This is a genomic window from Pseudomonas sp. NY15372, from assembly GCF_048068215.1.
In the GTDB taxonomy this organism is placed as follows: domain Bacteria; phylum Pseudomonadota; class Gammaproteobacteria; order Pseudomonadales; family Pseudomonadaceae; genus Aquipseudomonas; species Aquipseudomonas guariconensis_A.
The window spans coordinates 1-17,094 of the sequence record NZ_JBLUPY010000009.1 but is presented as its reverse complement, the minus strand read 5'-3'; the positions used below and the strand labels follow the sequence as shown (position 1 = coordinate 17,094).

The window sequence follows — 17,094 nt, the reverse complement described above, 5'->3', positions numbered from 1 at the left end:
CATGGCAGAACCACTAAAAAGACTGGTGACGGGCATCGAAGGGCTGGATATGCTGCTCAAAGGCGGCCTGTTGGCGGGGGCGTCCTATATCGTCCAGGGGCCGCCAGGGGCGGGTAAGACCATCCTGGCCAACCAGCTTGCCTTTGGCCATGTTCGAAGTGGCGGGCGGGTGCTGGTGGCGACGTTGCTCAGCGAGTCCCACGAGCGCTTGTTCCAGTACCTGTCTACCCTGGCATTCTTCGACCCGGCCCTGGTCGGTGACCAGATCCAGTTCGTCAGCGCATTCGACACCCTCGAGCAGGAAGGCCTGGAAGCGGTGGTGCGGTTGTTGCGCCAGGAAATCGCCCGTCAGCAAGCCAGCCTGTTGATCGTCGATGGCCTGCTCAATGCCCGTGTGCGCGCGGAAACCAGCCTCGATACCAAGAAATTCGTCTCGGAGCTGCAGGGGCACGCCGCATTCGCCGGCTGCACCGTGCTATTGCTGACCAGTGCCAGGCTACAGGAAGGCAGCCCTGAGCACACCATGGTCGATGGTGTGATCGAACTGAGCGAACAGTTGGTGGGCAGCCGTGCGGTGCGCCAGGTCCAGCTGCGCAAGACCCGGGGGAGTGGCGCCTTGTCCGGCCTGCATGAATGCCTGATCGACCAGGGCGGTCTGCAGGTCTACCCGCGCCTGGAGGCGCTGTACAGCCACCCCAGTCAACCGGGCTCGGATACGTTCAGCCGGGTTTCCACCGGCAGCGCCACGCTCGACGAGATACTCGGCGGCGGCGTGGCCAAGGGGTCGGTAAGCCTGGTCATGGGGCCATCGGGCATCGGCAAGACCTCCCTGGGCTTGGCGTTTTTGTCCGCTTCGACCGCTCAGGCGCCGGGCCTGCATTTCGGCTTCTACGAAACACCTGCCCGGCTGGGCCTGAAAGCCACGGCGCTGGGGTACGACTTTGCCCGCCTCGAGCGCGAGAACGCCCTGGAGCTGTGCTGGCAGACCACCACCGAGGGGCTGCTCGACCAACTTGGCGCGCATTTGCTTCACCGTGTCGAGTTGCTGGGGGCGCAGCGGGTGGTGATCGACAGCCTGGGCGCCTTCAGCCGCCTGGCTGTCGACCCGGCCCGGCTCAATGCCTTCTTCCGCGCCTTGATGGGCGAGTTGCGGGCGCGGGACGTCAGCGTGCTGGCGACCTGGGAAATGCGCGATATCTTCGGCTCCGAGATCACCGCGCCTGCCCCGGACCTTTCGAGCATCGTCGATAACCTGCTGCTGATGCGTTTCGTCGAGCTGGACTCCCGCCTGCGACGCATGGTTTCGGTGCTCAAAGTACGCGACAGCCATCACGACCCGGCGTTGCACGAGTTGTGCATGGGCCCGCAGGGCATTTTCCTGCGCAAGGCCTTCGAAGGTGCCAGCGGGGTGCTCTCCGGCACACCCGTACCTACGGGGAGCGACTGATGGTATAGGGCGATGAATACGATCCTGATCGTCGATGACGAATACCTGATAGCCGATATCCTTGGGTTCGCCCTGGAGGACGAAGGCTTTCTGGTGGAAAAGGCGAGCAACGGCCACAAGGCCCTGGATGCGCTGAAGGAAAAGCGTGTGGAGTTGGTGATCACCGACTACATGATGCCCTTGCTCAATGGCGAGGAGCTGGCCAGGGCAATCCGCGAAGAACTGCAGCTGGCAGACTTGCCGGTGATTCTCATGAGCGGCGCGCAGGCCAACCAGGGGCGTATTTGCCCCGAGTTGTTCGTCGCGGTATTCGACAAGCCGTTCGACATGGACAGGATGATCGCCAAGGTGCGCGAATTGCTGGACACCTGAGGCGCTACCCCGCGTGGGCGGGTCGATCGGTCAAGCGCATCCGTGCGGCTCGAGGCAAGGAAGGTCAGTGCTGGTCGTCGTTTTTCTCCGGGGCAGGGTTGCCCGCTTGGATGCGTTTGAAGATCTCTTCGCGATGGACCTGGACATCCTTTGGCGCATCGATACCGATCCTCACTTGCATCCCTTTGACTCCCAGAATGGTGACTTTGATGTCATCGTCGATGACGATGCTTTCGCCAACCTTGCGGGTGAGTATCAGCATGTAGTTCTCCTTGGTGATGGTGTAGTCCGCGCGGCCTGTTACCGCAGCGGCGGGAGCGGGTCCCTCTTCCTTCTCATTAAAGACGCTTTCGGCGAAGAGTAATTCCCCTGCAGATAAATTCTGTTACTTGTCTTCAGTCGCAGGTGCCGAAACCGACCGTAGGGTCGTACAGCGAAGGCGCTCGATGGCAAGGATAGGGGGCTGGCGTCCAGATGGGAAATTTCTCTGCTAGATAGCGTAAATAGAGCAATACAATAAGCGTTTATTTCGTTAGCGCCTGTAGGAAAAGTAGCAATGACGCTTCCTCAGGCTCCAGTCCCCGGCGAGCCTTGATCCGTGGCAAGGCAGCCAGCCGGCCCTGCTGGTAATGGTCGAGCACGGCGGGGTGAATGTAGCAGCGCCGACAGACTGCCGGTGTATTGCCCAGGCGCGTGGCCACCTGCCGGACAGTCGCCGCGACCTGGCGCCGAGCTTCGCTTTCCGGCTCCCAGGCCAGGGGGCGCAGCAGGTCCAGGGCCAGGACGCTGCCCGCCCAGGTGCGGTAGTCCTTGGCGGTGAAGTCGGCACCGGTCAGCTGCTGCAGGAACTGGTTCACCTCGCTCGAGCCCACCGCGTGACGCTGGCCGTTTTCGTCCAGGTACTGGAAGAGCGTTTGCCCGGGTAACTCCAGGCAACGCTTGATAAGCCGTGCCAGGCGCCGGTCACGCAGGCTGACGTTGTGCTCGACGCCCCGTTTGCCCCGGAACTGGAAGCGTATGGTACTGCCCTGGACACTTACATGGCGGTTGCGCAGGGTGGTCAACCCGTAGGAATTGTTCTCTTTCAGGTATTGCCGGTTGCCAATGCGGATCAAGGTGCTGTCGAGCAGGCTGACCACCAGGGCCATGACCTTCTCCCGGTCCAGGCCAGGTCGCGCCAGGTGCTGTTCCAGTTGCCGACGCAGGCCGGGCAGCACCTGGGCGAAGGCCAGCATGCGGTCATACTTGTGCTGATCGCGCAGCGCCCGCCATTGTGGGTGGTAGCGATACTGCTTGCGCCCGCGTGCATCGCGGCCAGTGGCTTGCAGATGGCCCTGGGGGTCGGGGCAGATCCATACCTGGGTGTAGGCCGGTGGTATCGCCAGGGCGGCGATGCGGGCGAGAGTCTGGGCGTCGCGTATGCGCTGGCCTTCGGTGTCGAAGTAATGAAAGCGGTCGCGCCAGCGGCGTCGGCTCAGGCCGGGCTGGCTGTCGTCTACATAATGAAGCGCCGGAGGCAGCGGGCAATCGAACATGGGCGGTGGTCCATCGAACGGTCACAGATCAATGGACAACGGCTGCCTGGCCATTGCTCAGCCCAGCAGCGCCACCGACTTGATCTGCGCCCACAGGGCTTGGCCGGGGTGCAGGCCGAGATGGTCGGCCGAATAGCGGGTGATACGCGCCAGCAACGGGCTGCCGGCCGCGTCGAGGCTCACCAGAACGTGCGCTGGGTTGTCCGCGGGGCGGCATTCGCGGACACGCACCGGCAGGCGGTTGAGGATGCTGGACGCGGTGTCGGCATCCAGCGCCAGGCTCACGTCGCGGGCCTGCACTTTCAGACGCAGGGAGCTGCCGTGGGTGAGCGTGGGGTGGGCGATGCGCAGCAGCGGGCCTTCGCAGCCTTGCAGGCGCACGTCGAACAAGTGGTAGTGCGCATCGTGGCCCACGACTACACCTTCGAGCACCACGCCGGCGTCCTCGCCCTGGGCCAGGGGCAGGTCCAAGCGTGCCAGGGTCTCGCCGACCGAGCCGCTGGCCAGGGCGCGGCCTTGCTCCAGCAACACCAGATGGTCGGCCAGGCGGGCCACTTCATCCTGGGCATGGCTGACGTAGACCAGCGGGATCTCCAGTTCGTCATGCAAGCGTTCCAGGTAGGGCAGGATTTCGCGTTTGCGCGGCGCGTCCAAGGCCGCCAGCGGCTCGTCCATCAGCAGCAGGCGTGGGCTGGTGAGCAAGGCGCGGGCGATGCCGACCCGTTGCGCTTCGCCGCCCGACAGCGTCGCCGGCTGGCGTTCGAGCAGCTCGCCGATGCCCAGCAGGTCGCAGGCATGGGCCAGGCTGACCTTGCGTTCGCCCTGGGCGATGCGCCGCCAGCCGAACTCCAGGTTGCCGCGCACCGACAGGTGCGGGAACAGGCTGGCTTCCTGGAAGACATAGCCCAGCGGCCGTTTGTGCGGTGCCAGGAAAAAGCCACTGGCGCTGTCTTGCCAGACGTCGCCGTTGATCTCGATATAGCCATCGGCTCGCTCCAGCCCGGCCAGGCAGCGCAGGCAGGAGGTCTTGCCCGAGCCGGAGTGGCCGAACAGCGCGCTGACGCCACGCCCGGGCAACTGCAGGTCGACATCCAGGGTGAAGTCGCCGCGCGCCAGGTTCAGGCGCGCCAGGATCGAGGGGCGCATGTCAGCTCCACCCCGCCTTGCCACGGCGCCCGGCGTGGAGCATCAGCAGTACCAGGAACGAGAACACCAGCATGACACCGGCCAGCCAGTGGGCCTGCGGGTAGGCCATGGCCTCGACGTGATCGAAGATCTGTACCGAGACCACGCGGGTCTTGTCGGGGATGTTGCCGCCAATCATCAACACCACGCCGAACTCGCCCACGGTATGGGCGAAGCCCAGGATGCTGGCAGTGACGAAGCCGGGTCTGGCCAGCGGCAGTACTACATGGATGAACGTATCCCAGGGGCTGGCGCGCAGGGTCGCGGCCACTTCCAGCGGCCGCTCGCCGATGGCGCTGAAGGCGTTCTGCAAGGGCTGCACCACGAACGGCATGGAATACACTACCGAGCCGATCACCAGCCCTGCGAAGCTGAACACCATGCTGCCCAGGCCCAAGGCCTGGGTCGCTTGGCCGATCCAGCCGTGGGGGCCGAGGGCGATCAGCAGATAGAAGCCGATCACGGTCGGCGGCAGCACCAGAGGCAAGGCCACCACGGCTCCGATTGGGCCGCGCAGCCACGAACGGGTGCGCGCCAGCCACCAGGCGATCGGCGTGCCCAGTACCAACAGGATCAAGGTGGTCAGGCTGGCCAGCTTCAGCGTCAGCCAGATCGCACCCAGGTCAGTGGCATCCAGTGGCATCAGATCTCATACCCGTAGGACTTGATCACCGCGGCCGCCTTGGGGCCCTTGAGGAACTCGACCAGGGCCTTGGCGGCCGGGTTGTCCTTGCCTTTGTCGAGGATCACCGCATCCTGGCGGATGGGCTCGTGCAACTGCGCCGGAACGACCCAAGCCGAGCCGCGTTGCACCTTGCCATCCTTGTACACCTGCGACAGCGCCACGAAGCCCAGTTCGGCATTGCCGGTGGAGACGAACTGGAACGCCTGGGTGATGTTCTGGCCTTCGACCAGCTTGGGCCGGGTGGTTTCGGCAAGGCCGAGCTTGTCGAGCACCTGGGTGGCGGCCAGGCCATAGGGCGCGGTCTTGGGATTGGCGATGGACAGGTGCCGGTAGTTGCCAGTCTTCAGGATGGCGCCTTGGGCATCCACATAGCCGGGCTTGGCCGACCACAGCGCCAAGGTGCCGATGGCATAGGTGAAGCGGGAGCCGGGAACGATACGTTTTTCCTGCTCCAGCTTGGCCGGGGTGATGTCATCGGCAGCAAGGAAGACTTCGAACGGTGCGCCGTTGCTGATCTGCGCATAGAACTGGCCCGTGGCGCCATAGGCGGCGACCAGTTTGTGGCCGGTGTCCAGCTCGAAGGCCTTGGCGATGGCCTGGATGGGCGCTGTAAAGTTGGCCGCCACAGCCACTTGGACCTCATCGGCCCAGGCGCTGTTGCAGATGATCAGGCTGGCCAAGGCAGTGTAAGCCAGGAACGGTAGGCGGATGCGCATGGGGAGGGTCCCTGTTGGGTGGGTATCGTTATGGCGTTAACTATATAGCGATTGAGTGCCGGCCGGGAAGGGGCGGCAGGGTCAGGGACAGCTCGGCGGGAAAGGGCATTGGCGGGTGCAGGGCAGGGCGCTACCATCGGCGGCGACGTCCTTCCCATTTCAACAAGCACAGGAAGCGTATGAACGAACAAGCACTCTCCCTGCAGGAGCTGGCGGCCCCGGAAGGCACCTGCTTCGGCTGCGGCTGCTCCCATCCCAGCGGCCTGCACCTGAAAAGCCACTGGGACACCGACGGCATCCACCTGCTGTGCCGGCATTCCCCCGACAGCGGCTTCATCGGTTGGCCGGGCTTGGTCTACGGCGGCTTGCTGGCCATGCTGGTGGACTGCCACTCCAACTGGACCGCCATGGCCTACCACTACCGTGCCGAAGGCCGCGAGCCGGGCAGCCTGCCGCGTATCGACTGCGTCACCGGCACGCTCAACCTGACCTACCTCAAGCCCACCCCGATGGGCGTCGAGTTGCTGCTCAAGGCCCGGGTGGAAGGTGAGGTAGGGCGCAAGAGCCGGGTCATCTGCGAGGTATGGGCAGGTGACGTGCTGACCGTCACCGCCGACTCGCTGTTCGTTCGGGTGGATACCGAGAAACTCAAACTCAAGGCCCACAGCCAGGCGTGATGGTGTTCAGGGGAAGTGGCCGATGCGCCGGGGTGTCTCTAGAGTGATACCTCTCCATTTTCCCAAGGGTTGACCATGACCGATCTCAGCGCATTCCCCATTACCCGCAAATGGCCGGCGCAGCATCCCGAGCGCCTGCAGCTGTACTCATTGCCCACTCCCAACGGGGTCAAGGTGTCGATCATGCTGGAAGAGATCGGCCTGGCCTATGAGGTGCACAAGGTCAGTTTCGACAACGACGAGCAGATGAGCCCCGAGTTCATCTCCCTGAGTGCGAACAACAAGATTCCCGCCATCCTCGACCCCAACGGGCCGGGCGGCCAGCCGCTGCCGTTGTTCGAGTCCGGGGCGATCCTGCAGTACCTGGCCGAGAAGACCGGCCAATTGCTCAGCCAGGACCCGGCGACCCGCTACCAGACGATGCAGTGGCTGATGTTCCAGATGGGCGGCATCGGGCCGATGTTCGGCCAAGTGGGCTTCTTCCATTTCTTCGCCGGCAAGGAGTACGAGGACAAGCGCCCGCGAGACCGCTACGTCAACGAGTCGAGGCGCCTGCTGGGCGTGCTCGACCGGCACCTGGCTGGCCGAGAATGGATGGTGGGCGAATACAGCATCGCCGACATCGCCATCTTCCCCTGGGTGCGCAATCTGGTGGAGCGCTATAACGCCCGGGAACTGGTGCGTTTCGACGAGTTCAAGGAAGTCCAGCGGGTGCTCGCCAGCTTCCTCGCACGGCCTGCCGTGCAGCGAGGCCTGAAGATCCCAGGCTGAGCCCTGGCCGGGGGTAAACCCGCTCTCATAGAACAACGCATAACTATTTGAGTTTGCAGGTCCTTGTGGGAGCGGGCTTGTCCCGCGATTGGGCCTGGCCCGATATCACCGTCGCCTGGCAAGGGCTTCGCCCTTGATCGCGGGACAAGCCGGCTCCCACAGGTACGGCGGTGTCTCTGAAAACAGCGCAGGCCTCGTGGGAGCCAGCTGTCTTTCCCTTCCACCCGACCCAGCACAATTCGCCTCGTAACCCACGCTTGCGCGTGACCTCGGTCAATGTTCGCCCTAGGCTTGTCAGGAAACAATGCTCCAGGAGAACACGATGATCCGCTGCAAGCGTGTCTATGACCCGGTCGAGGACGGCGATGGCCAGCGGGTGCTGGTCGATCGCCTGTGGCCGCGCAACAAGCGCAAGGAGGACCTGCACGGCCACTGGCTGAAGGAAGTGGCGCCTTCCGATGCATTGCGCAAGGCGTTTCACCATGGCGAGGTGGATTTTTCCGGCTTCACCGAACGCTACCAGCAGGAGCTGGCCGCCCATCCCGAGCATTGGTACCCACTGTTGGACCTCGCCGCCAAGGGCACCCTGACCCTGCTGTATGCCGGCAAGGACACCGAGCACAACAATGCCCAGGTGCTGGCCGCCTGGCTGGAGGACGAGCTGGAGCGTCGTGGCCCGGGCAGCTCGCCCGTGTGCTACGCCCAATAGCCGTTACCGGAGAACGCCGCCGATGCCCCTTGAACTGAGCCCGGCCAGCGACGCGCATTGCACCTTCGCGCGGGACCTGACCCGGCGGGCCATGCTGCCGTATTACCGCGAGTTCGACCTGCTGTGGATCGAGGAAGCCTTCGACGAGGCCTGGCACTGGCGCGAGCAATGGTTGGTCACCGAAGGGGAGCGCCTGCTGGGTTACTGCAGCCTCAGCCAGGACCGCCAGGCTTTGTTCATCCGCGAGCTGCACCTGTTACCCGAGTACCGTGGTCGTGGTGTAGGGAGCTGGGTGCTGGAGACCCTCGCCGGCTGGACGGCGCAGCGGCATCTGCCATTGCTGCGGCTGATGGTGTTTCGGACCAACCCGGCCCGTGCGCTCTATAGCCGGCATGGTTTCGTCGAAATGGGCGAGGACGAATGCTTCGTCCGGATGCAGCGCGCGATGGGTAGCTGACCAGTCGGGCAATTTCTGACTGATAGCGCAACGATGGCTTGCGCGGATTGGATCCTAAAAGGCATAGTGCCATCTGGGTTGCCGACCATTCACTCGAAGGTCGCACCGGCATCGTAGTCAAAGGACAAGAGGAAGGGAGTCGAATGAATGGATTTGGCCCGCGCCTGCGGGAGGAACGTGAGCGTCTGGGGCTGACCCAGCGGGTGTTCGGCGATATCGGCGGCGTCGAACCCAACGCTCAGGGCAAGTATGAAAGCGGCGAGCGCACCCCCCGGGTCGATTACCTGGCTGCCTTGGCGAGCCGAGGCGTGGATGCGCTCTATGTGCTCAGCGGCGTGCACACCCCGGCGCCCTTGGCCAGCCTTACCCTCGAAGAAGACCGCCTGCTGGGGATTTTCCGCCGCCTGTCCGAGGCGGACCAGGCCGCCGTGCGGCATGTGTTGAATCGCCTGGCCGGTGAAGGAGGGGAGCGCGAAACGCCGAGAATGCGCAAGATGGACCGGCAGGCGCTTTTCGAACTAGGTTAGCGGCGAGAAATTTTGTTAAGGTGGCGGGATCCAATCGCCCCATTGACGAGGTGTCTGCTTGATTAGGGTCTTGGTGGTCGATGATCACGATCTGGTGCGTACCGGCATCACCCGCATGTTGGCCGATATCGACGGCTTGCAAGTAGTAGGTGAGGCGGATTCCGGCGAGTCGGCGCTCAAGCTGGCTCGCGAGCTGAAGCCGGACGTAGTCCTCATGGACGTGAAAATGCCAGGGATCGGCGGCCTGGAGGCGACCCGCAAGCTGTTGCGCAGCCATCCGGACATCAAGGTAGTCGCGGTAACCGTGTGCGAGGACGACCCGTTCCCCACGCGCCTGATGCAGGCTGGCGCTGCCGGCTACCTGACCAAGGGCGCGGGCCTGGACGAAATGGTCCAGGCCATCCGCCTGACCTTCGCCGGGCAGCGCTACATCAGCCCGCAGATCGCCCAGCAGCTGGCGCTCAAGTCGTTCCAGCCCCAGGGCTCGCCGTTCGACGCACTGTCGGAGCGGGAGATCCAGATCGCCTTGATGATCGTCGGCTGCCAGAAGGTACAGATCATCTCGGACAAGTTGTGCCTGTCGCCCAAGACCGTCAATACTTACCGTTATCGGATCTTCGAAAAACTCTCGGTCACCAGCGACGTCGAACTGACCTTGCTGGCCGTTCGCCACGGTATGGTTGACGCGAACCTGTAGATCTTCATGTCACAACTCTTCGATGCCAGCGCCTTCCTGGCGACCTGCAGCGGTCGCCCAGGTGTCTACCGAATGTTCGACGCCGAGGCGCGGCTGCTCTACGTGGGCAAGGCCAAGAACCTCAAGAAGCGCCTGGCCAGCTATTTCCGCAAGACCGGCCTGGCGCCCAAGACCGCCGCACTGGTGGGGCGCATCGCCCAGGTCGAGACCACCATCACCGCCAACGAGACCGAGGCGCTGCTGCTGGAGCAGACGCTGATCAAGGAATGGCGGCCGCCTTACAACATCCTGCTGCGCGACGACAAATCCTACCCTTACGTGTTTTTGTCTGACGGCGAGTTCCCACGCCTGGGCATTCACCGCGGCGCCAAGAAAGCCAAGGGGCGCTACTTCGGCCCATACCCCAGCGCCGGAGCCATCCGCGAAAGCCTGAGCCTGCTGCAAAAGGCCTTCTCCGTGCGCCAGTGCGAGGACAGCTACTACGCCAACCGCACCCGGCCTTGCCTGCAATACCAGATCAAGCGCTGCAAGGGCCCATGCGTAGGGCTGGTGTCGCCAGAGGAGTACGCCGAGGATGTACGCCACTCGGTGATGTTCCTCGAAGGCCGTAGCCAGCAGTTGGGCAACGAGCTCAATGCCGAGATGGAAAAGGCCGCCATGGCCCTGAACTTCGAACGGGCGGCCGAGTTGCGCGACCAGATCGCCTTGCTGCGCCGCGTCCAGGACCAGCAGTACATGGAAGGCGGTTCGGGCGACGTCGACGTGGTAGCGGCTTTCGTCAACCCGGGCGGCGCCTGCGTGCACCTGATCAGCGTGCGTGGCGGGCGAGTGCTGGGCAGCAAGAACTTCTTCCCCCAGGTGGGCATCGAGGAAGAGGTGGCCGAGGTGATGGCCGCGTTCCTGTCGCAGTACTACCTGGGCAACGCCGAGCGCGAATTGCCGGGCGAACTGATCGTCAACGTCACCCACGAGGACTTCGCCGCCATCACCGAGGCCGTGCAGACCCTACGTGGTCGTGAGCTGGCCATCAGCCACCGGGTGCGCGGCACGCGGGCACGTTGGCAGCAACTGGCCGTGACCAACGCCGAGCAAGCCCTTAACGCCCGCCTGGCCAACCGCCAGCACATGGCCGCTCGCTTCGAGGCCCTGGCCCAGGTGCTGGGCCTGGACGAGGTGCCCCAGCGTCTGGAGTGCTATGACATCAGCCACTCCAGCGGCGAGGCCACCGTGGCCAGCTGCGTGGTGTTCGGCCCCGAAGGGCCGCTCAAGTCCGACTACCGCCGTTTCAACATCGAGGGCGTGACCGCCGGCGACGACTATGCCGCCATGCACCAGGCCCTGACCCGGCGCTTCGGCCGCATCAAGGACGGCGAGGGCAAGCTGCCGGACGTGCTTTTGGTGGACGGCGGCAAGGGCCAGCTGAACATGGCGCGTGAAGTCATGCAGGAGCTGGCCCTAACCGACCTGACCCTGCTCGGCGTAGCCAAGGGCGTGACGCGCAAGGCCGGTTTCGAAACCCTTTACCTCAATGACGTGGCCCATGAGTTCACCCTCAAGGGCGACTCCCCGGCGCTGCACCTGATCCAGCAGATCCGTGACGAAGCTCACCGCTTCGCCATCACCGGGCACCGTGCCCGCCGCGGCAAGGCCCGGCGGACTTCGAGCCTGGAGGATGTCGCCGGGGTAGGGCCCAAGCGCCGCCGCGACCTGCTGAAACATTTCGGCGGTCTGCAGGAGCTCAACCGCGCCAGTATCGACGAAATTGCCAAGGCGCCCGGTATCAGTAAAAAGCTTGCCGAGTCGATTTATGCCAGCCTGCATAGCGAGTAGAATGCCACCCTCAACCTGCAGCCAGTCGTGCCGATGAATATTCCAAACCTGCTCACCGTTCTTCGCGTCCTGCTCATCCCGATCTTCATCCTGCTGTTCTATGTGCCCTATCACTGGAGCTACATCGCCGCCAGCACGGTGTTCGCCATCGCTGCGGCAACCGACTGGCTCGACGGCTACCTGGCCCGACGTCTGCAGCAGAGCACGCCCTTCGGCGCCTTCCTCGACCCGGTGGCCGACAAACTCATGGTCGCGGTGGCCTTGGTGTTGCTGGTGCAGGTGCACGCCAACTTCTGGCTGACCCTGCCGGCTGCGGTGATCATCGGCCGCGAGATTGTCGTCTCGGCCCTGCGTGAGTGGATGGCCGAGCTTGGGGCGCGTGCGCATGTGGCGGTCTCCAACCTCGGCAAATGGAAAACCGCCGCGCAGATGCTGGCGCTGGTGATCCTGCTGGCCAACCCGCCGGTACTCAACGCCTGGGTGGTGCTCGGTTATGCGCTGTTGCTGGTCGCGGCAGGCCTGACCCTGTGGTCGATGGTCCACTACCTGGTCGCTGCCTGGCCGCACTTGCGCGAAGGCACCGAGCAGAAGTAAAAGTTTTTTTGAATCAAGGGGTTGACGTCGTTTGGCATATCGCTAAAATGGCAGCCATCACGACGCGGGAATAGCTCAGTTGGTAGAGCACGACCTTGCCAAGGTCGGGGTCGCGAGTTCGAGTCTCGTTTCCCGCTCCAGATTCGATCCTTCAAGTTTTTGTAGGGTCACCGAAAAAGAGGCCTCAGGGCCTCTTTTTTTGTGCCTGCGATTTGCCGCGAGCCAGGCGCTTGTACACCAGGGGCAGGGCGGTGGCGACGCTTGATACCGCATAGCGCCCCATCGCGGGACAAGCCCGCTCCCACAGGTCTGTGGCCACTTCAAGAATCCCGAGCCCCTGTGGGAGATCACCCAGCCCTTTGGGCTGCGCCGTCGCGCAGATAACTAGCGGCTAGCGCCGCCCCCTCTGTGGGAGCGGGCTTGTCCCGCGATGGCTGCGCCGCCATGCCAACCGGTCTCGTGGTTGTGCCAATGGGCCATAACTAGGGCGCTGTTCGCGACTCCCTATCGATCTCCGCTGGCCATTCGACCTTCGGCGCTAGGCGTTTTGCAATGTCGCACCAAAGTACATCGTTATGGTCCAGTGGCGGGTTCGGCAATGGCAGGTTCGTCGGGCCTTCTTGCATGTAGGTACAAACATACGTCCAGACGGCTTAATCCAGCCCCATGCTGCTCAACGGAAAGCGATCAATTACCTTATTGATACCTGACTCAAGGATAATGAAAACCTAAGCCCCAGCGCTACAGTCCATACTCCGATTAAAATGGATTATATGCTAATTATTAGTGGTTCATGGCTATTGCTGTGAAGGCTGGTTTTAATCATGATTGGAGAGGTAAAAATAAGTAGTACGATTATAAATGGCGTGCAGGTCAAGTTTGCGTTTCGAAGGGGTAAGTTTTTTCACTCGAGCAGCCAGCCAGTATCACCTACAATCAGTACCCCACCATGGTCCGTATGATCGCCCTGTCGTGCCACAGGCTTTCCATTTATTTGATAATTCATGGAGCCCTCGATGATAATAGCGCCGCAGCTGGTTCGATCTCCTATGCAGGCAACTGCTTTATCGTTGAATTGGTAGGTCTTGCTGCCACTTACCACGATGCCTGAGCCATGCAAGGGGCATTCATGTTGGTGGCCAACGAGTGCAACGGGTTTCATGATGTCTCTCTTGAAAAAGGTGCGGAACGAGATTCAAGATCCATTTCTGCTGGCCATTGGACCTTCGGTGCGAAATGGGGAATGAAGTCGAAGGCTGTGGGCTCGTTGTTCCAATCCCTAGGTGGATGGACAAATTCCGGAAGGGCTTGAGGGCCCTGCTCCATGAAAAGCTGGGCAATGGTCCAATATGCCTGCCCCTCCACCCAATCATGGGAAAAGAAGAACCGGTCGATTACTTCGTCTGTACCGGGTTTGCGGACTGAAATGATGATGTTCTCGATCAGGCCGCCGTTCCCCATAGGTAGATAGACACTACACGCTTCAGCATGCAAGTCATCCCAGTCATAGACCTCTGGCTGTACTCCCCAGCGATGACGGCTGAATACTCGAAGATGATCATATTTGTACTGATAGACGTACACTTTTCGGCGAAGGCGATTGAAGCGTATGGGCTCGTCACGAGGAAGCTCAAGATCCATGCGTATAGTGGGTAGTATCAACCACTGCAAAACAAAAAATGCGCTAAGGATGATGAGCATGTCAATGTCTGCGTAGCTGGAATCCATTAAGGATGTATAGAATATCCACAGCTCTCCGATGACAATCATGGAAAACAATAAAATCCCAGTACATACGAAGAAGCCTCTGGTCCGTATTGAGGATCTCGATAGTTCCAGATAGATGTCATCATAATGATTGGGTGGCGGCCGCAAATGTTCTGAATGCTGGTAAAGTGTAGTAGCCTCATGGTGTGCAGGCAGGTCATACCTCCAGCCACGCGGTCGCGGTGAAAGGGGGGCTTTTTTCTTGCTCACTCATTCAATTCCAGCGTTGTCATTTTGGCGTAAGCAGCTGGCGTGTTGCGATCTGGCCAAAATGCAATGGATAGCGTAGCAGCGATAATGCTATGGGCACCAATATCGGGAATAAGCTCAATTGCACCGAAAAAATGCCTGTGCCTTAACTCGCCTCCTTTTTCTAGCTTGAATGCGCGATCGATGATTTCTATTGTTGTTTTGTCTTGTTTGTAATCTATATGTTTTTGGGGGCGAGACGGCTTAAATTCTGCAGTGCACGAATGTTCAATATATTCGGGCGGTACCTGAAATTCCTCGCTGGCGACTACCTCTCCCGCACGGTAGCTATAGCCCCGGCCATCTCCATGACGATGTACAATTACATACCATCGGTACCCAGATCTATGTTCGTCGAATGTAGGGAGGGTGATACTAAATCTGATTTTCTGATCTAACGCCAAGTTGACTAATCCACCGATTTTCCCAGTTTTCATTGGATCGGATCTGTGTGTTTCAAATCCTATGAAGGCCTCCAACGATAGGCCTGTCTTGAAAACACTGCTCGCAAAGCTAGACGCCGAGGCATGCTTGAAACCTTCCCGGAGGGTAATCCCCAGCACTTCCACGCCCCCACCCAGCAACGCCAACCGGCTTCCGTGCAATGCCAGTAGCGCTTCCTTCGACTTGGCACCAATCTCCGTTTCCGCTTTCGCCAGGTTCTTGTCCAGGCTGTCGCTGAACAGATAGAGCCTACCCAGCCCCAGCAGCAGTTGCCAGCTGCCGATCACTCCGCGCAGGCCTGTGAAGCTGGTGCGCACCAGTTGGGCTGGGCTGCTTGTCGCAGGAAAACCGTAGACCCGTAGAAGCTTTGACCGATTCATTCCACGAGCCAGTCGGCGTCACCTTCGACAATTGTTCCGCCATGGTCTGTCGTGTCTCCTTGCCGCGCAGCAGGGTGACCTTCGATTAGCGTGCTTACCGATCCAGTTTCGATGATGGCTCCGCAGCTAACTTCGTCACCGGCGCGGGCGATGGGTTTGCCATTGACGAATGTAGCGCTCGCGCCAGTGGTGATAGTGCCCTTTCCATGAAGCGGGCAGATGTGGAGGTGACCAACAAGGGCAATGGGTTTCATATCAGGTATCAATATCCGGACAGGTGAGTGTTTTGCTAGTGAAATATGAAAAGTTGGCTTGATAGAGGTCTCGTAAAGGACTGTCTACACGAGAAGATTTCTTGTATTGGGGCGGTAATCCATAATTAGGGCGCCGTTCGCGACTCCCTATCGATCTCCGCTGGCCATTCGACCTTCGGCGCCAGGCGTTTTGTAATCTCGCACCAAAGCACATCATTATGATCCCGTGGCGGGTTCGGTGGCGGTAGCGTTTCTGGGCCATCTTGCATGTAGACGCATATATAGGACCAGGCATATTGATCGGCACCCATAAGGGTCAGAGAGAAACGATCAATTACATTGTGGGTGCCCGGTTCTACGATTGAAAGCATTACGCCCCGTTTGAAGCCGCTTCCTTGTGCCCAACGCTCTGCTCTGACGTTGGGCCAGTCGTAGCTCACCGTATGTATGTACCATTTGCCGAAAGGATTCCACCAAGGAAATTTAAAGTTATAAGCATATATTTTATTTCTGGCTCGATTGAATCTAATAGGTTCATCTCTCGGCGGGCAAAGACTAATACGGAGACCGAAAGCTATGCTCCAGATGCCTATTAGTAAAGTCGGCACGCCTAGTAAAATAGATTCGAGGTCGTCGGTGCGAAAACTATCAATTATCATGCCTGGTATATAAAATGTTGTGTACAGGACGGGCAGAACCAATAACAATTTAAGGTCTCGCAGAAGATGCAAATTTCTAGGGATTTCCAAATACACAGAATCCTGATGGTTCGGTGTTTGATCACCTAATGCTGCCTCTAGATTTGGTACCTCGCAGGGGGGAGGGAGATCCTCTTTCCATCCAATACATGGGGGGGTTAGAAGTGGGCGACTCATTGAACCTTTCCTTATAATTCAATTTTATCTTCTCTAACTAACAGCTGCGCACTTGAAGCTTCGTCATGCTCGTTTGGCCAGTACGTCAGAAGCAGCTCGATAGCATTAATGCCGTGATTGTCATTCAGTGGTAGTGCCCCCTGAAGGAGCAAGATTTGATTCTTTTTATCATGATGCACGATCGCTTGTGTTTGGGTGGTGTCGATGAGTATCTTTCCATTCGAAGCATCCGCTAATGTTGTTCGCTCTGGGTTTGTACTATCACCTGATAGGGTTGCGCTTCCTCCATTGCTGCCAGTCGAATAAATAACTAAACGCCATTCATATCTAGAGTGCGCCGGACTGAATTTTGGAAGTCGGAGACTGTACTTTAGAGTGAAAACTATGGGGACGGCGTCACTAGGATTGACTAGTCCAATTGGTGTGGATATATGTATGTTACTGGCATGAAGAAAACGCGCCTGGACAGATACATCAGCCTGCATGCCAATTGCTGCGGCATTCAAGGCGCTGATAGCTACGTCGAGATCGCTAGCCTTGACCCAGTGGCGATAGGTCTCGGGCACCCCCCATTTGCAGGAGCGCGCCCACAACTCCATTAATGTTGATTCTTCTTGTTTTGCTAAATTAGAAGCTGCAAATGCGCTCACCCCCAAAACAAGTGCAAAACCCAATGGGCCAAATAATGAACTCCCTGCAAGAGATGCATAAATACCAGTCAGAGCTGATGCTGAGGCAGCCGAGCTGGCGAACCAATATTCTCGGCTAGCATTAATATCCCCATTTTTTTTTGATCTAATGGCAGAAGATCTGTACTGCACCGCATCCATCAACCCAGCTGCCGCCGCAATACCTCCGCCAAATTTGGCGATCTGCCCCCCAAACCCAACAGTCGGATTTTGCGCAGCCATGAGCTTTTGCGG

General features: G+C 60.2%; 20 protein-coding genes, 1 tRNA gene and 2 pseudogenes. 11 read left to right on the top strand and 12 right to left on the bottom strand.

Annotation, left to right across the window (positions count from 1 at the left end; all coding sequences use genetic code 11):
* The first annotated feature begins 1 nt into the window (after position 1).
* Positions 2–1,447 carry an ATPase domain-containing protein gene (locus ACNFG0_RS09425; RefSeq protein WP_416764557.1) on the top strand — a complete coding sequence of 482 codons (1,446 nt, stop codon included), beginning with the start codon at positions 2–4 and terminating at the stop codon, positions 1,445–1,447.
* A 12-nt stretch (positions 1,448–1,459) separates the two neighbouring features.
* Positions 1,460–1,819, top strand: coding sequence for a response regulator (locus tag ACNFG0_RS09420; RefSeq protein WP_416764556.1), 360 nt, complete (start codon positions 1,460–1,462; stop codon positions 1,817–1,819).
* 64 nt (positions 1,820–1,883) lie between these two features.
* Here ACNFG0_RS09420 and csrA read toward each other — a convergent pair whose 3' ends face one another.
* The 5 genes from csrA to modA all read right to left on the bottom strand — a co-directional run bounded on the left by csrA (position 1,884) and on the right by modA (position 5,940).
* The gene (csrA, locus tag ACNFG0_RS09415) at positions 1,884–2,081 is read right to left on the bottom strand and encodes a carbon storage regulator CsrA (protein ID WP_043211735.1); all 198 of its coding nucleotides are present in this window, start codon (positions 2,079–2,081) and stop codon (positions 1,884–1,886) included.
* A 262-nt stretch (positions 2,082–2,343) separates the two neighbouring features.
* Positions 2,344–3,354 (bottom strand): DNA topoisomerase IB, encoded by a 1,011-nt coding sequence (locus tag ACNFG0_RS09410; RefSeq protein ID WP_416764555.1) that lies wholly within the window; start codon positions 3,352–3,354, stop codon positions 2,344–2,346.
* Positions 3,355–3,411: 57 nt separating this feature from the next.
* Positions 3,412–4,500: a molybdenum ABC transporter ATP-binding protein gene (gene modC / locus ACNFG0_RS09405; protein WP_196146855.1), complete on the bottom strand. Its 1,089-nt coding sequence runs from the start codon at positions 4,498–4,500 to the stop codon at positions 3,412–3,414.
* 1 nt (position 4,501) lies between these two features.
* Positions 4,502–5,182, bottom strand: coding sequence for a molybdate ABC transporter permease subunit (gene modB / locus ACNFG0_RS09400; RefSeq protein WP_196146856.1), 681 nt, complete (start codon positions 5,180–5,182; stop codon positions 4,502–4,504).
* Positions 5,182–5,940: a molybdate ABC transporter substrate-binding protein gene (modA, locus tag ACNFG0_RS09395; protein WP_416764554.1), complete on the bottom strand. Its 759-nt coding sequence runs from the start codon at positions 5,938–5,940 to the stop codon at positions 5,182–5,184. Before modA ends, modB begins: the two co-directional genes overlap by 1 nt.
* Before the next feature lie 179 nt (positions 5,941–6,119).
* On the opposite strand from modA, the gene ACNFG0_RS09390 reads away from it, so the two are divergent.
* The 9 genes from ACNFG0_RS09390 (at position 6,120) to ACNFG0_RS09350 (ending at position 12,342) form a co-directional block, all read left to right on the top strand.
* Entirely contained in the window at positions 6,120–6,617 is a 498-nt protein-coding gene (locus ACNFG0_RS09390) for a PaaI family thioesterase (RefSeq protein WP_416764553.1), read from the top strand.
* A 75-nt stretch (positions 6,618–6,692) separates the two neighbouring features.
* Entirely contained in the window at positions 6,693–7,388 is a 696-nt protein-coding gene (locus tag ACNFG0_RS09385; protein WP_196154981.1) for a glutathione S-transferase N-terminal domain-containing protein, read from the top strand.
* Positions 7,389–7,710: 322 nt separating this feature from the next.
* A complete protein-coding gene (locus ACNFG0_RS09380) occupies positions 7,711–8,097 on the top strand; it encodes a DUF488 domain-containing protein (protein ID WP_416764552.1) in 387 nt (128 codons plus the stop codon).
* Between the two features lie 22 nt (positions 8,098–8,119).
* Positions 8,120–8,554 carry a GNAT family N-acetyltransferase gene (locus tag ACNFG0_RS09375; protein ID WP_196154979.1) on the top strand — a complete coding sequence of 145 codons (435 nt, stop codon included), beginning with the start codon at positions 8,120–8,122 and terminating at the stop codon, positions 8,552–8,554.
* A gap of 143 nt (positions 8,555–8,697) precedes the next feature.
* Entirely contained in the window at positions 8,698–9,081 is a 384-nt protein-coding gene (locus tag ACNFG0_RS09370; RefSeq protein ID WP_196154978.1) for a helix-turn-helix domain-containing protein, read from the top strand.
* 58 nt (positions 9,082–9,139) lie between these two features.
* Complete coding sequence (gene uvrY / locus ACNFG0_RS09365; RefSeq protein ID WP_084855634.1) at positions 9,140–9,778, top strand: UvrY/SirA/GacA family response regulator transcription factor; 639 nt, start codon at positions 9,140–9,142, stop codon at positions 9,776–9,778.
* Between the two features lie 6 nt (positions 9,779–9,784).
* A complete protein-coding gene (gene uvrC, locus ACNFG0_RS09360) occupies positions 9,785–11,608 on the top strand; it encodes an excinuclease ABC subunit UvrC (protein WP_196146863.1) in 1,824 nt (607 codons plus the stop codon).
* Positions 11,609–11,641: 33 nt separating this feature from the next.
* Positions 11,642–12,202 (top strand): CDP-diacylglycerol--glycerol-3-phosphate 3-phosphatidyltransferase, encoded by a 561-nt coding sequence (gene pgsA, locus ACNFG0_RS09355; RefSeq protein WP_196146864.1) that lies wholly within the window; start codon positions 11,642–11,644, stop codon positions 12,200–12,202.
* Positions 12,203–12,266: 64 nt separating this feature from the next.
* A tRNA-Gly gene (locus tag ACNFG0_RS09350) sits at positions 12,267–12,342 on the top strand.
* 342 nt (positions 12,343–12,684) lie between these two features.
* Here ACNFG0_RS09350 and ACNFG0_RS09345 read toward each other — a convergent pair.
* The 7 genes and pseudogenes from ACNFG0_RS09345 to ACNFG0_RS09315 form a co-directional block, all read right to left on the bottom strand.
* A pseudogene (locus tag ACNFG0_RS09345) lies at positions 12,685–12,840 on the bottom strand (hypothetical protein); the annotation flags it as partial.
* Between the two features lie 266 nt (positions 12,841–13,106).
* Complete coding sequence (locus ACNFG0_RS09340) at positions 13,107–13,364, bottom strand: PAAR domain-containing protein (RefSeq protein WP_416764551.1); 258 nt, start codon at positions 13,362–13,364, stop codon at positions 13,107–13,109.
* Positions 13,361–14,179 (bottom strand): DUF6708 domain-containing protein, encoded by an 819-nt coding sequence (locus ACNFG0_RS09335; protein WP_416764550.1) that lies wholly within the window; start codon positions 14,177–14,179, stop codon positions 13,361–13,363. Before ACNFG0_RS09335 ends, ACNFG0_RS09340 begins: the two co-directional genes overlap by 4 nt.
* Positions 14,176–14,949: a hypothetical protein gene (locus ACNFG0_RS09330; protein WP_416764549.1), complete on the bottom strand. Its 774-nt coding sequence runs from the start codon at positions 14,947–14,949 to the stop codon at positions 14,176–14,178. Before ACNFG0_RS09330 ends, ACNFG0_RS09335 begins: the two co-directional genes overlap by 4 nt.
* An 89-nt stretch (positions 14,950–15,038) precedes the next feature.
* Positions 15,039–15,296: a PAAR domain-containing protein gene (locus tag ACNFG0_RS09325; RefSeq protein WP_196143352.1), complete on the bottom strand. Its 258-nt coding sequence runs from the start codon at positions 15,294–15,296 to the stop codon at positions 15,039–15,041.
* Positions 15,297–15,421: 125 nt separating this feature from the next.
* Complete coding sequence (locus ACNFG0_RS09320; protein ID WP_416764682.1) at positions 15,422–15,955, bottom strand: DUF6708 domain-containing protein; 534 nt, start codon at positions 15,953–15,955, stop codon at positions 15,422–15,424.
* 227 nt (positions 15,956–16,182) lie between these two features.
* Positions 16,183–17,094 (bottom strand): annotated as a pseudogene (locus tag ACNFG0_RS09315) (hypothetical protein); the annotation flags it as partial.

Bases quoted from the DNA above. Each gene is read 5' to 3' on its own strand.
- ACNFG0_RS09425 (WP_416764557.1), top strand. From the start codon at position 2: ATGGCAGAACCACTAAAAAGACTGGTGACGGGCATCGAAGGGCTGGAT.
- ACNFG0_RS09420 (WP_416764556.1), top strand. From the start codon at position 1,460: ATGAATACGATCCTGATCGTCGATGACGAATACCTGATAGCCGATATC.
- csrA (WP_043211735.1), bottom strand. From the start codon at position 2,081: ATGCTGATACTCACCCGCAAGGTTGGCGAAAGCATCGTCATCGACGAT.
- ACNFG0_RS09410 (WP_416764555.1), bottom strand. From the start codon at position 3,354: ATGTTCGATTGCCCGCTGCCTCCGGCGCTTCATTATGTAGACGACAGC.
- modC (WP_196146855.1), bottom strand. From the start codon at position 4,500: ATGCGCCCCTCGATCCTGGCGCGCCTGAACCTGGCGCGCGGCGACTTC.
- modB (WP_196146856.1), bottom strand. From the start codon at position 5,182: ATGCCACTGGATGCCACTGACCTGGGTGCGATCTGGCTGACGCTGAAG.
- modA (WP_416764554.1), bottom strand. From the start codon at position 5,940: ATGCGCATCCGCCTACCGTTCCTGGCTTACACTGCCTTGGCCAGCCTG.
- ACNFG0_RS09390 (WP_416764553.1), top strand. From the start codon at position 6,120: ATGAACGAACAAGCACTCTCCCTGCAGGAGCTGGCGGCCCCGGAAGGC.
- ACNFG0_RS09385 (WP_196154981.1), top strand. From the start codon at position 6,693: ATGACCGATCTCAGCGCATTCCCCATTACCCGCAAATGGCCGGCGCAG.
- ACNFG0_RS09380 (WP_416764552.1), top strand. From the start codon at position 7,711: ATGATCCGCTGCAAGCGTGTCTATGACCCGGTCGAGGACGGCGATGGC.
- ACNFG0_RS09375 (WP_196154979.1), top strand. From the start codon at position 8,120: ATGCCCCTTGAACTGAGCCCGGCCAGCGACGCGCATTGCACCTTCGCG.
- ACNFG0_RS09370 (WP_196154978.1), top strand. From the start codon at position 8,698: ATGAATGGATTTGGCCCGCGCCTGCGGGAGGAACGTGAGCGTCTGGGG.
- uvrC (WP_196146863.1), top strand. From the start codon at position 9,785: ATGTCACAACTCTTCGATGCCAGCGCCTTCCTGGCGACCTGCAGCGGT.
- pgsA (WP_196146864.1), top strand. From the start codon at position 11,642: ATGAATATTCCAAACCTGCTCACCGTTCTTCGCGTCCTGCTCATCCCG.
- ACNFG0_RS09340 (WP_416764551.1), bottom strand. From the start codon at position 13,364: ATGAAACCCGTTGCACTCGTTGGCCACCAACATGAATGCCCCTTGCAT.
- ACNFG0_RS09325 (WP_196143352.1), bottom strand. From the start codon at position 15,296: ATGAAACCCATTGCCCTTGTTGGTCACCTCCACATCTGCCCGCTTCAT.
- ACNFG0_RS09320 (WP_416764682.1), bottom strand. From the start codon at position 15,955: ATGATAATTGATAGTTTTCGCACCGACGACCTCGAATCTATTTTACTA.